We start from the raw sequence: 14,790 nt of genomic DNA on the forward strand, positions 1-14,790 counted from the left end.
GAAGGGTTGGATTTGTGAGCGGTCGATCCGGTTGAGCCGTACCGGGGCGTCGTTAAGTTTCGAATGGGGAACCCCGAGCTGTGGGCGCCGGCGTGCTGGCGAAAGCGGTGTCACAGATGCGACCAAACTACCGCATTCACCAGCAAGCCGGCTCCCGCACGGGTCAGCAATCAGACGTATGAATCGTCGTCATCGCCGCCGAACATGCCGCTGTCGTCGCTGCCGTAATCGGTGTCAGCGAAACCGCCTGCGTCATTGCCCCAGCTGTCGTTGCTGGTGACGCGCTGCTGATCGTCACCCCAACCGCTGCCGCTGCTGCTGCCGAAATCGCTATCGGCGGCAGGCTGTGCAGGCTCTTCCTTGATGATCTCGACAATTTCCTGCGGCTGACTGTTGTGGTGGAACAGGCTGCTGATGCCTTCCGCCAGCATTACACCGCCGGCCACGCCCGCTGCGGTTTTCAGCGCACCGCCCAGGAAACCGCTGCCAATCGGCGCCGCAGGGGCTTGTTGCTGCGGCTGGGCATAGTTGCCTTGGGGTGGCGCGTTATACGGTGGAGGACTGGCAGGACCGTTGTCACGCCAGCCGCCAGCCGAAGGTTGTGGGCTGGATGGGCGGGAAAACGACGACGCCGGTTGTTGCGCCTGAGGCTCACGGGAGCCGCCGCCGAAGATGCTCGACAAAAATCCGCCACCCCCTTGCGCAGGCGCTGGCTGAGCTTTGACTCGCTGAAGCTCGGCTTGCAGCTGCTGAATCTGTTCGTCGCGCTGACGGTTCTGCGTTTCCATCTGTTTGAGCGCAACTTCCTGAACCAGAATTGCCTGCGCCATGTAGTAAGGCGCGGTGGGTTGCCGGGTCAGGTGCTCCTTGATCAGCGCCTCGGCCTGGGCATCCCGGGGGGCCGAATCGGTTTCTGCCTGCTTGAGTTTGCCAAACAAGCCGTCGATCAGGGTTTGCTCTTCGCTGTTCATGGCGACCTCGTTAGATTGCCGTAGGAATTCTGTGACTGACCTGAGTGTCAGACACAAACAGTAATGGGGCGTTTCGAGGGCGTTTCAATAGGATGTAGAAAAAGTTAAGAATGTCGCGCCTCCCTATCGCATTGGCCCGCTCGACGGCTCTACGCTAAAGTGTCGACCTGCTTTGGCCTGTGATCTTTTCATGAATCCGCTGACTATCATTCAAGACTCGCTTTACTTTTTCCGGCGCAATTTCGCCAGCATCTTCACGCTGTGCCTGCCGCTGGTGATCCTCGAGGCCTTGACCAAACAACTGCTGGGCAGCTCGGCATCTGATGGCTCGGCGAGCTGGCAACTGCTGATCGGACTATTGTTCTACCCCTTGTACACCGGCGCGCTGATTCTGTTTCTGGACGCCAAGACCCGGGGCGAAACGCCCGCCAAGCGCAACCTGCTCGCCGCGACACTGCGCATGTGGCCGACCTTTGCGGTGCTGACTGCGTTGAGCACGCTGTTGATCATGGCGGGCCTCTCGCTGTTCATCGTTCCCGGCGTGTGGGTCATGATCAAACTGGTGTTCTCCGAATACCTGCTGGTATTGCGCGGCCTGGGTCCGCTGGAAGCCATGCGCGAGAGCTTCAAGATGACGCGGGGCCATGTCGTCCGGATTCTGGTCTGCGTGCTCTTCGTCTACATTCCGTTGTCGGTGCTCGAAGGCCTGAGCTTCTACGTCCTGCCCGACCAGCAAAGCCCGATGCTGTCGCTGATCGTCGACAGCGTTTCCAGCTTCCTGCAACTGTTCATCAGCGTGGTGATGTTCCGGCTGTTCATGCTCATCGACGAGCCCGCGCAGCCGGCCTGAGGAATCTCGATGGCCCGCCTGCTGCGTTACGTCATCGCTGTTGCGTTAGTCATCACGCTGATCGGCGGCTTGATCTACAGCCAGACCTGGCATCCGGCCCGACACGAGCCCATGCCGGTAAGCTGCAACGCCAAAGACGCCGCCGCGCCCACATTGGCGCCCGGCCAGACGCTGAAGGTCATGACCTGGAACATTCAGTACCTGGCCGGAAAACGCTACGTGTTCTGGTATGACATGGCCGACGGCAGCGGCCCGGACGAGCGCCCTACCCCCGATGACATCGCCTACAACCTCGATGAAGTTGCACGGGTCATCCGCGACGAGCGCCCGGACATCGTGCTGTTGCAAGAAGTGAACGACGGCGCCAAGAACACCGATTACACCAACCAACTGGCGCTGTTGCAGGAACGGGTGACCGACCTCTATCCGTGCAGCACCGAGGCCTTTTACTGGAAATCGGATTTCGTCCCCGACCGGCATATCTTCGGCAGCGTCGGCATGAAGCTGGCGACGCTGAGCCGCTATCAACTGGACAAGGCCGAGCGCCTGCAATTGCCCTCCCCCGGTGGCAACCTGATCGGTCGGCAGTTCGCACCTAAACGGGCATTGCTGGTGAGTTATCTGCCATTGCGTGATGGCGGCCACCTGGCCGTGGTGAATACCCATCTGGGCGACGCCAGGCCGGGTGACGATACCGCGCAGCGCCAGATCGCCGCGACCGCCGGGCTGCTCGACACCTTCGAACAGGCCGGAACACTGTGGATCAGCGGCGGGGATTTCGATCTGTTGCCACAAGGGCAGTACCCGCGACTGGCCGCCGAACAGCGCCAACGATACGCACCCGACAGCGAACTGCACGCGCTATGGGACAAGTACCCGATGATCCCCAGCAACGACGACGCCAATGGCGAGGAGCGGCGCAAGTGGTACACCCGCTTCCCCAACGACCCACGAATCAGCGGACCGGATCGCACGCAGGATTACCTGTTCTACAGCCCGAAACTGAAGCGCATTGACGCGCAGGTTCGTCAGGCGGACACCTTGCTGATCTCCGATCATTTGCCTGTTATCGGGCGGTTTTTGTTGCCTGGCGCGCCTTGATACGATCCCGCGTCTGCCCGGGGGCGGGGCGAATATAAGTCGAAAGCGGTATCAGCCAGACCGCGTGCGCAGGTCTTACTGCCGCTTCGCGCCAGATCGCGGGACAAGCCACGCTCCCACGCCTCCGGCAGAAGCAAGGGCAAGGGCAAGAGCAAGAGCAAGAGCAAGAGCAAGAGCAAGATTGCGGTGTGATTCGAGCTTTTGATTCTGGCCGAAGGCCGTAGGAGCCCGACTTGTCGGCGATCTGGCGCGAAGCGGCAGCAGATCGGGCAAACACGATCGATCTGGCAGAACCAGAACGATCGGAGGGTTGTTTGAGCCGTAGCATCTCCCACCGCATGCGCCCGGGATCAAAGCAGATGCACAGCGCTCGCTCACTTCCTCGGCTTCACCCGCGCAGTGGGCTCGGCGATCAGCGGATCGTCGGGCCAGTAGTGCTTCGGGTAACGTCCCTTCAAGTCTTTCTTCACCTCGGCATAGGTACTGCGCCAGAAGTTGGCCAGATCCTGAGTCACCTGCACCGGGCGCCGTGCCGGGGACAGCAGGTGCAGCTTGACGATTTGTCGGCCACCCGCAATGCGCGGGGTGTCGGACAGGCCGAACAGCTCTTGCAGGCGAACCGCAAGAATGGGCGGATACTCGCTGTAATCCAGCCGCACCGACGAGCCCGATGGCACACTCAAATGATGAGGCGCCAGCTCTTCCAGCCGCTGCGGTAGCGGCCAGGGGAGCAGAGTGTGCAGGATTGACGAGAGGTCCAGATTGCCGAAATGGCTCAGGCGCGTGACCTTGCCCAGATACGGCAGCAGCCAGTGTTCAAGTCGCTCGATCAGCGCATCATTGCTGACATCCGGCCATTCGCTGCTGTCCTGTTTTTCCAGATCCAACTGACGCAGCAACCCCACCCTCGCTTGCCATTGCCGCAACTCCGGGGTCCATGGCATCAGCTCCAGTCCCTTGCGCCGCACCAGCGCCAACAGGGCCTGACCACGCGCGGAATCATCCAGCCCGCTAAGTGGTTCGCGGCTGATGATCAACTCACCGGCCCTGCGTTGGCGTTCGGCGCGGAACACACCTTCGCGCTCGTCCCAGTCCAACTGATCGAACGTCGTCACCTGCTCGACCAGTACCGAATCGAACAGCGAGGGATCGAATTCCGCCGCCAGATAGATACGCTCTTCTTTCTGCCCCTGACGACTGCCCAGGTCGGCGATCACCAGCCATGGTTCTTTCATCAGCGCATCGGGTTCGGCAAACAGCGCTGCACGGCCGTTCGCCAGCCTGTACTCGGCGCCACCGGGCCGACGTTGCCGGGCGACCCGATCAGGGTAAGCGAGCGCCAGCAACGCGCCGAGCCAGCGCGGATGATCAGGGTTTGCCACCGGGTTTTTCGCAGTGCCTCTGAGGTAGCCGCGATACTGACGGGAAAGCTGTCTGGCTCGCTGAACGCCACCTTGACCACCCCGTGCCGCACGCTCGGTTCCGGCCAATAGCGTCAAACGACTGTGCAGATCGGCCCCCACCCCGCGCAGGATATCGCGCTCGCCCAGCAATGCCGCGACGTCACAGGCCAACGGGCCGAGGCCCAACGCCTCACCTCGCAACAGCAGATGCCCGATCCGGGGATGGGCCGGCAGTTCAGCCATCGACTGGCCGTGCGGGGTGAGTTTCCAGTCTTCGCCCGGCTGGCGGCTCAATGCGCCCAACCGACCAAGCAGATCCTGCGCCTGCGCGTAAGCCACTGCCGGCGGCACGTCCAGCCAGACCAGTTGCCCCGGCTCGACACCCCACCGCGCCAGCTGCAATGCCAGCCCGGCGAGATCTGCCTGAAGCATTTCCGCTGCGCCATAGGCAGCGAGCTGGTCGTGCTGCGCCTCGGACCACAGGCGATAACACACACCCGGCTCCAGGCGCCCCGCCCGGCCAGCACGCTGGGTGGCGCTGGCCCGCGAGATACGCTGAGTATCGAGCCGGGTCATCCCGCTGCCCGGATCGAATCGCGGCACCCGCGCCAATCCTGCGTCGACCACTACACGAACCCCATCGATGGTCAGGCTGGTTTCGGCGATGTTTGTCGCCAGCACCACCTTGCGCTTGCCCTTGGGTGCAGGTTCGATGGCTGCACGTTGAGCGCTCAGATCCAGTTCGCCATGCAGGGGGCACAGCATCACATTGCCGTGCTCACCCAAGGCTTCAGCCAGTTGCTGATTGACCCGACGAATCTCCGCCTGCCCCGGCAGGAAGACCAGCACGCTACCCTCTTCATTGCCCAGTGCGTCGAGCACGGTTTGCACCACACGCGGCTCGATGAACTCGCCGGGTTGAAAGGGCCGTCCCCAGTGCATCGTTACTGGAAACATGCGACCTTCGCTGGTGACCACGGGGGCGTCGTCGAGCAGACTGGAAAGGCGCTCACCTTCAAGCGTCGCCGACATCAGTAGGATTTTCAGTGGCTGCTCGTCGCGAAACAGCGCGCGGCCGTTGAGGCTCAGCGCCAGCGCCAGATCAGCGTCAAGACTGCGTTCGCTGAGTTTGCTGATTTGACATCTTGTCAAGAAAGGATAGCTGTCCTATTCTTCGGGAACTTAGAATGCATACGTTGAAGTCTAAAACCTTGACAATCATCAAAAGTAGCGCCTACGTCCAGAACTACCCACTTCAGGCCATCGACGATGACATTGCATGTCGAATGCTGATGGCGCCTACGCTAGGGGCGGACGAGCATAAGAGCATGGCGCTCCGCCTCTTCGACTGCCTATGCCATTGCCTTGATGAGCGCCTGACGTTGGCGACAGTGTCAGCAGCGAAGCTCGAAGAGCTGGTTAGAATCTTTTTAGGGAGCCTGAATGCCGGCGACTTGGCCGCCCTCAAATCGACGGCGTATATCCAGAAACTGTCAAGGGTGCTGACCGCTATGGCGGCGAGCCTTGCAAGCGCAATCCCAAACCTGCAGCCAGTCGATTGGTCTGCCAAAACAGCAAACCGCTACACCTATGCTTGGGAGCAGAACAAGGAAAGACTCAACCCTGAAATCGTTCATTTCTGGGGCGGCTGGCGTATTCAAGCCAAGAAAGGAAAGCCAGTGTGGTTGAGCCTCGTAGGCATGTATAAAACCCATGGCCCCAAATTCACAAAAGCCTTCTATGAGGCGATGAGGCGCGATGCATTAAAACGTGCCAAATGCCAGTCAAACTTGATCAACAAGCTTGCAGCATTCATCACCGACAATGCTTTCCGCTTTCCAGCTGAGACGTTTCAATCCAGCGAATTAATGGAGGAGTTTGCCGAAGCATATTTCTGGCACTATCAGCATCTCGAATATGAACGCAACGGAGATGCAAATCTCAACGGAAAAACGTTCCGTACGATGCGACTCATTATCGTACGAACCTTGATTAAAACCAATATCTGGAATGTTGACGAAGACGCATTCGTTATCCCACCAGGGTTAAGCAAGGCAGGAGCTGACCGCAATGTCAAACAGAATAAGAACGGCATTGAAGTCAAAGACAAGCTTCTGACCGAAGTACCAGTTCATGTGACAGACATCCAAGCCATCGATCTGCTTTATGGTGAAGTTCAGCGAAATCTTCGGACTGTCGAAAAATATGGGCTCTCTGAAGCATTGAAATTGCGCAGGGCTCAGCGCAATAGGATCCTGCAGGCACGTTCCGGCACCATCTTGGAAGTGGTTAATCGAAAATCTCGTCATTACGACGATTTTGAGAAGACGGGGTTTAACGATATCTGCCATACCTTTGAAGCTGAAGGGATGAGTGTTACGGTCGACGCCCGCAGGAGATATGGAGAGCGGCTTCCCGTACTGGGGAAGCTCCTAGGTCTGCCTACATCCTACTCACTATTTCCTATTCAATGCCTGCTAACAATTTATCACCCCGAAATTACGGCTGGTTTTCTCGAAGACCTGGTGATCTGGGATGGCCCCAAACGAGTGTCTTTCTACAAGACGGATAGAGGCTACATGCTGGTCGGATTCAAGGACAGGCGGGGCAGCAAGCATTCAGAGCAAAAAATTCTTCTATGCCCCAGAGCTGCTGCACTGGTACGCATGGCTGAGCAGATCACTCAGCCGTTGCGAGATTACCTGAAAAAAAACAACGATCCGAATTGGCAAAAGTTGTTTTTAACCTCAGGAACCAGCTTTAGCTATCCAAAACCAGCTAGTTCAAATTTGCTTACTAAAGACAAAATTGAGGGACGTCTCCCAGTTAGAAATATGCTGATCGAACAGATCGGCCCTTTTTCTGAAAAGCAGGGTGACGAACTGGTAGACTTCCTCAAAAAATTATCAATCACTCGAGTACGGGCACAGTCAGCCGTAGCGGACTACATAAAGAACCAAAGCCTTACGCGACTGGCCAGAAAGCTTGGGCATGCGTTCTACAACAAAGATCTAATGGAGTCCTACCTACCGGTAGCCATTTACGATTTTTTCGCCACTCGATACATCCGAATTTTTCAGAAGGGAATCATCTGTGAAGCGATGAAAGATAGCCCTCTCCTGCTGCGCGCCGCAAAGTTTGACACCTTTGAAGAACTCCATAATTTCCTAAGCCGGTACGCGCTCAAGGAAATCCCTGAAAATCTTCGGACATTGGCGGAAAACAAGGTGGCCGATGGTGAAGTGGTTGAAGTTGGTGTCTCCGTATCACCCGCCAGCATGACCGCTCTGATTTCTGTGAGGGCTGCCGTGAAACAGAGCCCAGAGCCAGAGAAGGTTCGAGGCCTAGCCACCTACTGGGCACAGGTCTGCGACAAGGTCGAGCAGTTCATCCTCAAGAGCTCCAAGCCTCTGCTCCAACAGCATTTGAAGTTCGCGTACGAAAATCACGACGCGTCCACCTTTGAGAAGATGATCTATGCAACATCCTGAGCACCTCGCCCAATTCGCCAGCCTGTTCAACCGGCGCGACATTACCCGATTCATGTCCGCGCCTTGGCTGGTGTCTAGCTTCGACTCAAGAGTGTGGTTCTACAATTTCAGATATAAAAAAGACCAGACACTTGATTGGGGAGTCCGCCTGTACGACGGCTCATTGCTTACTGACGAGAAGAACGCCGATCTTTTGAAGGCATTTCGCGCATGGCTGATCGTGAGTACCCAAAATTCGGGTAGCCAACGGCATTCAAATAGCATGGACGCCCAAGCAGCTGATTTCAGGCGCACTCTGACATTGATTGACCACATCCTTCAAAATGGTGAAGCGTTGGAGCTGTGCGAGTACGGCTTGGGCAGCCTAACCTACGATGAAATGCGGGGCATCTTAGCGCGGGTTGGAACCAGTAGCGTTGTGTCCAATAGCACCTATGACTGGAACAGGAAGCTTAAGGAATTCTGTTTGTCGCTCCTGGAGCAGAGCGATGCCGGAGAGATAAGCCAAGCACTCCAAGCCCATCCCTACCTGAGTGTCATCACCCCTGAGCAGCTTGAAACTGATGAGCTGGATATCCCCTTGGCACTCATTCCACAGGTTAGGGCCGCACTTTTCGTCAAGAAGCTTTATCACTCGATACCAACAGGTGGGTACAACGTTAACTCGGTGAAAATCAGCCAACAGTTGTACTCCAATACTCTGGCTGGCAGATGGCGGCTCAAGCCAATGCACCGAATTTTGGGGTTCATCAAGTACGAAGACAGATTTACCCGTGAGCTTGAAGGTGTCCCTGTCACTTCGACCAACCGTGACCGGATGACCAAAAGGGATCTGACACTGTACAGGACATGCTTCGTCGCACTGCAAAAGCTGACTCAGAGTGGGTTGATGCTTCCAAGCGCTGAAGACCTTCGGAAGCTAGCCATCTATAAGGTCACTGGCTCGCAAATCGGACGCTTCAAGAACGTTCCCACCGATATTATTTTCAAGGCCGTGCGGGATGCAATTGAGCTTCACTTGGAGCACGGCGCGGATCTCTTGCAGAGCTACGTCAACGTTGCGAAACACGCGCTCAAGCGGCAAATCAACATCACTAGCATCCCTCATGAAAAGCTGATCTCACTCTTAGAGCCTGCCATTGCTGAGTTAGGGGTAAGTCAGCTCGGGATTTCAGCTCGTTCTTTAGGCACAACGTCAACGGAAGAACGCAAACAGGGCAAGGCCATTTATTTCAGTCGCATGAGAGACAATGCCGGATTGCTCGAGCTCATCGCAGTGTATTTTGGGGCAATCCAAATTGTGGTCGGAGCCACGATGGCAAAACGCGGTTCCGAACTCCGAGGCTTGGATCCCAAGGTTTGCCTGAGCAAGGATCAGAAATGGCTGATTGCTCCGCTCGCCAAATCATCCAAGGGGCGCAAAGGGCTGAGATCGACGAACGCTAGGCCGATTGATCCATTGGCAGCGGAAATGATTTCGACGGTCATAAGCTTTCAGCAAGAGCTTTTGAACTGCGGGTACATCACTGAGACTCTTCCGCTATTTTCGTCCCCCGGCGTGTTCGGGATGTCACACCTGACACCTTGCGACATCTACCTGTACTACAAGAACATTGATTTGTTCTGTGACTATTTCCAAGTGGGCCTCGATTCTCAGGGGCGTCGCTACTATCTCCGCCAGCACCAGCTTCGCAGATTCTTCGCTCTTGTGTTCCTCAACAGCGGCTATGGATCCAGTGTCGCTGTTCTCCAGTGGATGTTCGGCCATGGCGACCCTGCCCACATCTGGAACTACATCACCGAGGAGCTCCCAGGAAAGGAGCTGCGTAACACTATGGCCCAAGCCTTAGGCGAACGGATAGCGTCTGGTGGAGCCACCCATTACACGGACATCATTGATCTCATTGAAGGCAAGTTTGGCACCCGGATGGTGTCCGTGATGGATGCCGAGAAGCTTTCCGGTTACCTCGACTTCCTCATGGAGACCGGTGAGCTAGAATTGACACCTGAATTCCTTCAAAATGATGAGGGATACGAAGTCGAAATTCTTGCCGTCCTGAGAAAGAAAAATGAGCTGGAATGAGCTAAAAGACAAGCAAACATCATCACTTGAATGTACAAGAAAGCTACTGCGCGCCGTAATCTCCAATCCTGGCAAGTACGCCTGCGACACAACCATTATAGATGCACTCGCAAGCCAAAGCTCACTGGCAAAGTTCAGCGCAAACGTCATGATTGACGGAGAGTTACTAGATATCTTATCTATGAGCCTGAATACTTTCAAAACGAGGTGTGAGGAGCGTATCTCTGGGGGATTCACGGCAATAGACCACCTACGCAAAAGTGCAGTCAGGGCAATAGGAGTTGAAAAGAACAAGCCATCCCCTAAAAACTCTAGAACAAGAGAAGCTCTCTCCAAAAAAATAACAGAACTCACGTCCACTCTTGAGACCATGAAACGTTCAAACCTTGTACTTTTACAGACTCTATCCGAAGTCAGATTTCAAATCGACAGCGTGCTTGACGCACCCGACGAGACCACTAGAACAAACAGGGGAAAGAAACTAATCAACCGGATTACTGCCATTACCAGCTTAAACTCTGACAACTACCAAATTCCGGCCCTAACCTCCGCATCGATATCATTAATCAAGCCGAAGAGAGCAGGCGATGAAAACGAATAGCTCATTAGTTAAATTTTTACACAATGTAGAGCTATTCGATAGCGTCTCGCTAGGAAAAACCAACACGAACTCGTATCACAGATTCCCCTACATTTCGTGGCCCAATGGTACTCCCTGCCTGATCGCCAACCTTTACTTGCTCCACCTTTCTACAAAATACAAGCAGATTTCTGCAGATGGCCGAATCCAGGACAGTAAGGGAGGCACCTTAGGTCAGTACGCGAGCCATATAAGCCAACTTTTAAGACAGTGCTGGATAAAGCAAGTCGACCCCTTCCACATCGACGACCATTTCTTTGAGAACTTTATAATCTCTATTATTGAAGAGCTTAGCAAGACGAGAGCCGACAAACCCAAGCGAATAGATCAAAGCACTAGAGTCATCGGTAGAGAGTGTTTAAAGTTCCTGAAGTGGGTTGGTGACTTCCATGGCGACCCTAAATTTGTATCACCTAAAGGAACCATCAGAACATCCATAGAACAAGTGATATCAAACTTTAATGGCCAGCACAAAGTCACATCAGCGGAAACCCACCACTCTTTTCCACTGCCTTTCAGAGAGCACACTCGCGATCCAATTCCAGAGCACAACATCAGAAGACTTGAAGACGCAGCTGAAAAGTCAAACAAATCAGACTTTATAAAGGCCAGAGACAAAGCTCTTATTACCTTGCTAAAGCACACTGGCGCGCGCCGAGCAGAAGCCGCCTCAGTAACATTGAAAGCTATACGCGACGCACAACTCATGAAATACCCCATGCTTAATATGATTACCGTTAAGCGCGGCGAAACTTATATACGAGAAGTCCCAGTTAGCGCAATTGCCTTTCTTGAGATCAAGGAGTACATAAGCGAAAGGCAAAAAATCCAGAAAAAACACCCCGAACAAAAAAATGATTATTTGTTCATATCCGAAACAACTGGAACCCCACTAGCAATTGAAACGCACACAAAAAACATATCAGACCTGAGAGATGCTGCTCACATATCGGAACAGGCCTGCGCACACATGTTCCGGCATGCATTCATCGGAAACCTATTCACGCTTTTGATTGAACGTCATAAATTCAACAGCAAAGATGAGTTTGAAGAAGCACTGATAAACGACGAAGTCTTCTTGAAGAAAGTTCAAGAATGGACTGGACACAAATCGCTCCGCTCACTTAGAACATATTTGCAAAAGGTTTTCAAATACGAAGAAGGCGTTAACAAAACCGTTGAGGGCGTTCACGAAAGTCAGACTCTTAAGCTCTATCAAGAGAAGGACGATGCCCTGTTCAAAAGGATGAAGGAAGGCAAGATATCGCCTGACGATTACGCACAAAAGCGAGGTGAGCTCCAAGAGCTGCGTGACCGTGAGCTGTCACGGTACCGCAAATGAGCCCCAGCGCCCCGCCGAGACCCCACGGCCCTGCGGCAACGTTGAACATCAGGTTTTCCTAGGCTTTGCCCTGGATGTAGCCTCCGCGACCAACGGATCATCAGGCCAAAAATGCTTCGGGTATCTGCCCTTTAGATCCTTTTTGACTTCCGAGTAGGTCGTCTTCCAGAAATTCGCCAAGTCTTGGGTAACCTGCACGGGGCGCCGGGCAGGCGACAGCAGATGAAGCTTGAGCACCTGCCTTCCGCCGGCGACTCGAGGCGTGTCCGAAAGCCCGAACAGCTCCTGCAGCCGGACAGCCAAGATTGGTGGCCGCTCGCCGTAGTCGATGCGAATGTTCGACCCTGATGGCACCGGGATCGTTTGGGGTGCCAGCGTCTCGAGTTGCTGTGGCAATGGCCATGGCAGCAGAGTACGCAGGATTGTCGTCAAATCAATCTGCCCGAGATGACTCAACCTCGTAACCTTCCCGATATACGGCGTAAGCCATTCGGCCATGGACGCCAGAAGAGCCTGATCGCTGAGAACTGGCCAATGAGACTCGCCTTTTTCCTCAAGCTCCAGGCACCTGAGAAGCTCAATGCGGGCCTGCCACTGTCGTAGCTCGGGTGTCCAAGGCAGCAGTTCTAGACCCTTACGCCGGATATAGTTGATGAGGGCCTTGGCACGCAGATCATCATCCAGGTGCGCCAGGGGCGCAGACGACAGGACGAGCTCACCCAGCTTACGCTGTCGTTCAGCTTTGAGCACACCTTCGTGCTCATCCCAATCCAGCTCTTCTACCTGAGCAACCTGCTCCTGCAGTACGGATTCAAAGAGCCCTGGATCGAGATCTGCCGCGAGATAGATCCGCTCTTCACGCTGTCCTTGGCGACTTCCTAGGTCTGCGATTACCAGCCACTGGTGCTTCATCAGCGCATCGCTCTCAACGAACAAGGCAGCCCGGCCATTGGCGAGACGATACTCGGAGCCACCATCACGACGTTGCTGAGCGATTCGGTCAGGGTAGGCGAAAGCTAGCAGCGCCCCGACCCATCCTGGGTGCTTCGGATCTGCGAGCGGGTTCAAAACAGGTTGGCGCAGGAATGATCGGTACTGAGCCGCCAGACGGCGAGCGCGCTGAACACTGCCCTTCTCGTTACGCTGGGCGCGTTGCTCTCCGCTGAGAATCTCGAGACGGCTGTGGATATCGGCTCCTGCTCCCCGCTGAATGTCCTTCTCTCCGAGCAACGCGGCCATATCGCAGGCGAGTTTACCTAGCCCGAGTGAGTGTCCACGTAGAAGCAAATGGGCAATACGAGGATGCGCTGGCAGCTCTGCCATGTCACCGCCATGCCTGGTGAGTTTCCGATCCTCACCCAGCGCCCCCAGACGTACCAACAGGTCACAGGCCTGCGAGTAGGCAGCGCTTGGCGGAGCATCCAACCAGCTCAACTCGCTGGGCGTGACACCCCATCTGCTCAGTTGCAATGCAAGGCCGGCAAGGTCTGCCTGTTGGATTTCGGGAGCGGAGTAAGCAGGTAGTTGATCGTTTTGCGTCTCCGACCACAACCGATAACAGATGCCAGGCTCAAGTCGACCTGCACGGCCAGCACGTTGAGTAGCACTCGCCTTCGAGATTCGCTGGGTATCCAGACGGGTCATGCCACTGCGGGGGTCGAATCGCGGGACGCGCTCAAGACCTGAGTCGATCACCACACGAACCCCCTCAATGGTCACACTGGTCTCGGCGATGTTGGTGGCCAGCACGATCTTCCGCTTGCCAGCCGGCGCTGCATCGATTGCCGCGCGCTGGGCACTCAAATCGAGCTCTCCGTGCAATGGGCACAGCAGAATGTCGCTCCGATCTCCCAAGCGATCCTGGAGGCTTTGATGGACACGCCTTATCTCTGCCTGGCCAGGGAGGAAGACCAGCAGGCTACCGCCCTGCTCGTCCAAGGCATCCAGGCATTTCGAAACGACAGCCTGATCAAGGTAATCGGAAGGCTGGAGTGGCGATCCCCAAACCGTCGTGACAGGAAACATTCGTCCCTCAGAGGTCACGATTGGCGCGTCATCGAGCATTCTAGAAAGCCGCTCACCTTCGAGCGTTGCCGACATCAGGAGCACCTTCAGCGGCGTGTCATCCCGAAACAGATCTCGGCCATTGAGCGTAAGTGCCAAGGCCAAGTCGGCGTCCAAGTTACGAAGGTGGAATTCGTCAAAGATGACCAGACCTACGCCTTCAAGGGAGGGATCAGCCTGCAAACGGCGAGCAAGAATGCCCTCAGTGACCACCTCGATGAGGGTATCTGGCCCCACTTTGCTTTCCAGTCTAATGCGGTAACCGACAGTCTCTCCCACCTTCTCGCCTAGTTCTGCAGCCATTCGCTCAGCGGCTGCTCGAGCTGCAAGCCGACGCGGCTCGAGCATCACTATCGTCTGGCCGTTCAGCCATTCCTCTTTCAGCAGTGCGAGCGGAACGCGAGTGGTCTTCCCGGCACCCGGAGGGGCCTGGAGAACGACTTCATCACGGTCTTGGAGGGCTTGAAGGAGAGCTGGCAGGGCAGCATCGATAGGTAACGCAATCATGGTGGCTCCCGGGTTGGTCGGGAAGTATACCTATGATCGACTTTAGGACGGCGCCGATTGCCTCTCACCAGTGTGAGTGGGCTAAGCTGAGGATCATGGTTCAACGCCTCACGAGGATCGGCACATGAGCTTGCTCAATGCACTCTGGCTAGGATTTTTCACAGACCGCAGGTCAGAGATTGAGATTGAGCGCATGAGGCAGTCCCGCGATCAAGCCCTACTCAAGTGAAGCACTAGGGGGCCGAAGCCCTTTAGCGAACTCATGTCGACACACTCTTCCATGCCCCTTCTGCGATCACCAATGTAGCCAACCTCCAGAACCAAGCGCGATCCTTGTC

General features: G+C 55.6%; 8 protein-coding genes and 1 pseudogene. 6 read left to right on the forward strand and 3 right to left on the reverse strand.

What is annotated here, in order from left to right; all coding sequences use genetic code 11:
* Positions 1-170: 170 nt before the first annotated feature.
* A complete protein-coding gene (locus D3M70_RS03800) occupies positions 171-971 on the reverse strand; it encodes a DUF2076 domain-containing protein (RefSeq protein WP_120124484.1) in 801 nt (266 codons plus the stop codon).
* A gap of 190 nt (positions 972-1,161) precedes the next feature.
* Between D3M70_RS03800 and D3M70_RS03805 the strand changes: the two genes are divergently transcribed.
* Together D3M70_RS03805 and D3M70_RS03810 are read left to right on the forward strand one after the other, a co-directional pair.
* Positions 1,162-1,821: a YciC family protein gene (locus D3M70_RS03805; protein ID WP_120124486.1), complete on the forward strand. Its 660-nt coding sequence runs from the start codon at positions 1,162-1,164 to the stop codon at positions 1,819-1,821.
* 9 nt (positions 1,822-1,830) lie between these two features.
* Positions 1,831-2,922, forward strand: coding sequence for an endonuclease/exonuclease/phosphatase family protein (locus tag D3M70_RS03810; protein WP_120124487.1), 1,092 nt, complete (start codon positions 1,831-1,833; stop codon positions 2,920-2,922).
* 374 nt (positions 2,923-3,296) lie between these two features.
* On the opposite strand, the pseudogene hrpB (D3M70_RS03815) reads toward D3M70_RS03810, so the two are convergent.
* Positions 3,297-5,447: pseudogene (gene hrpB, locus D3M70_RS03815) on the reverse strand (ATP-dependent helicase HrpB); the annotation flags it as partial.
* 65 nt (positions 5,448-5,512) lie between these two features.
* Here hrpB (D3M70_RS03815) and D3M70_RS03820 point away from each other — a divergent pair.
* From D3M70_RS03820 to D3M70_RS03835, 4 genes are read left to right on the forward strand one after another with little or no spacing between them, the layout of a single operon-like run.
* Positions 5,513-7,816 carry a hypothetical protein gene (locus tag D3M70_RS03820; RefSeq protein ID WP_256659688.1) on the forward strand — a complete coding sequence of 768 codons (2,304 nt, stop codon included), beginning with the start codon at positions 5,513-5,515 and terminating at the stop codon, positions 7,814-7,816.
* Entirely contained in the window at positions 7,803-9,899 is a 2,097-nt protein-coding gene (locus D3M70_RS03825; protein ID WP_120124489.1) for a site-specific recombinase, read from the forward strand. The genes D3M70_RS03820 and D3M70_RS03825 overlap by 14 nt, the downstream gene beginning before the upstream one ends.
* The gene (locus tag D3M70_RS03830; protein WP_120124491.1) at positions 9,886-10,500 is read left to right on the forward strand and encodes a hypothetical protein; all 615 of its coding nucleotides are present in this window, start codon (positions 9,886-9,888) and stop codon (positions 10,498-10,500) included. Before D3M70_RS03825 ends, D3M70_RS03830 begins: the two co-directional genes overlap by 14 nt.
* Positions 10,487-11,881, forward strand: a complete 1,395-nt coding sequence (locus D3M70_RS03835) for a site-specific integrase (RefSeq protein WP_120124493.1) — start codon at positions 10,487-10,489, stop codon at positions 11,879-11,881. Before D3M70_RS03830 ends, D3M70_RS03835 begins: the two co-directional genes overlap by 14 nt.
* Positions 11,882-11,929: 48 nt before the next feature.
* On the opposite strand, the gene hrpB (D3M70_RS03840) is transcribed toward D3M70_RS03835, so the two are convergent.
* Entirely contained in the window at positions 11,930-14,452 is a 2,523-nt protein-coding gene (gene hrpB / locus D3M70_RS03840; RefSeq protein WP_120124494.1) for an ATP-dependent helicase HrpB, read from the reverse strand.
* Positions 14,453-14,790: the final 338 nt, after the last annotated feature.

It is taken from the genome of Pseudomonas sp. LS-2 (genome assembly GCF_003605735.1).
Lineage (GTDB): Bacteria > Pseudomonadota > Gammaproteobacteria > Pseudomonadales > Pseudomonadaceae > Aquipseudomonas.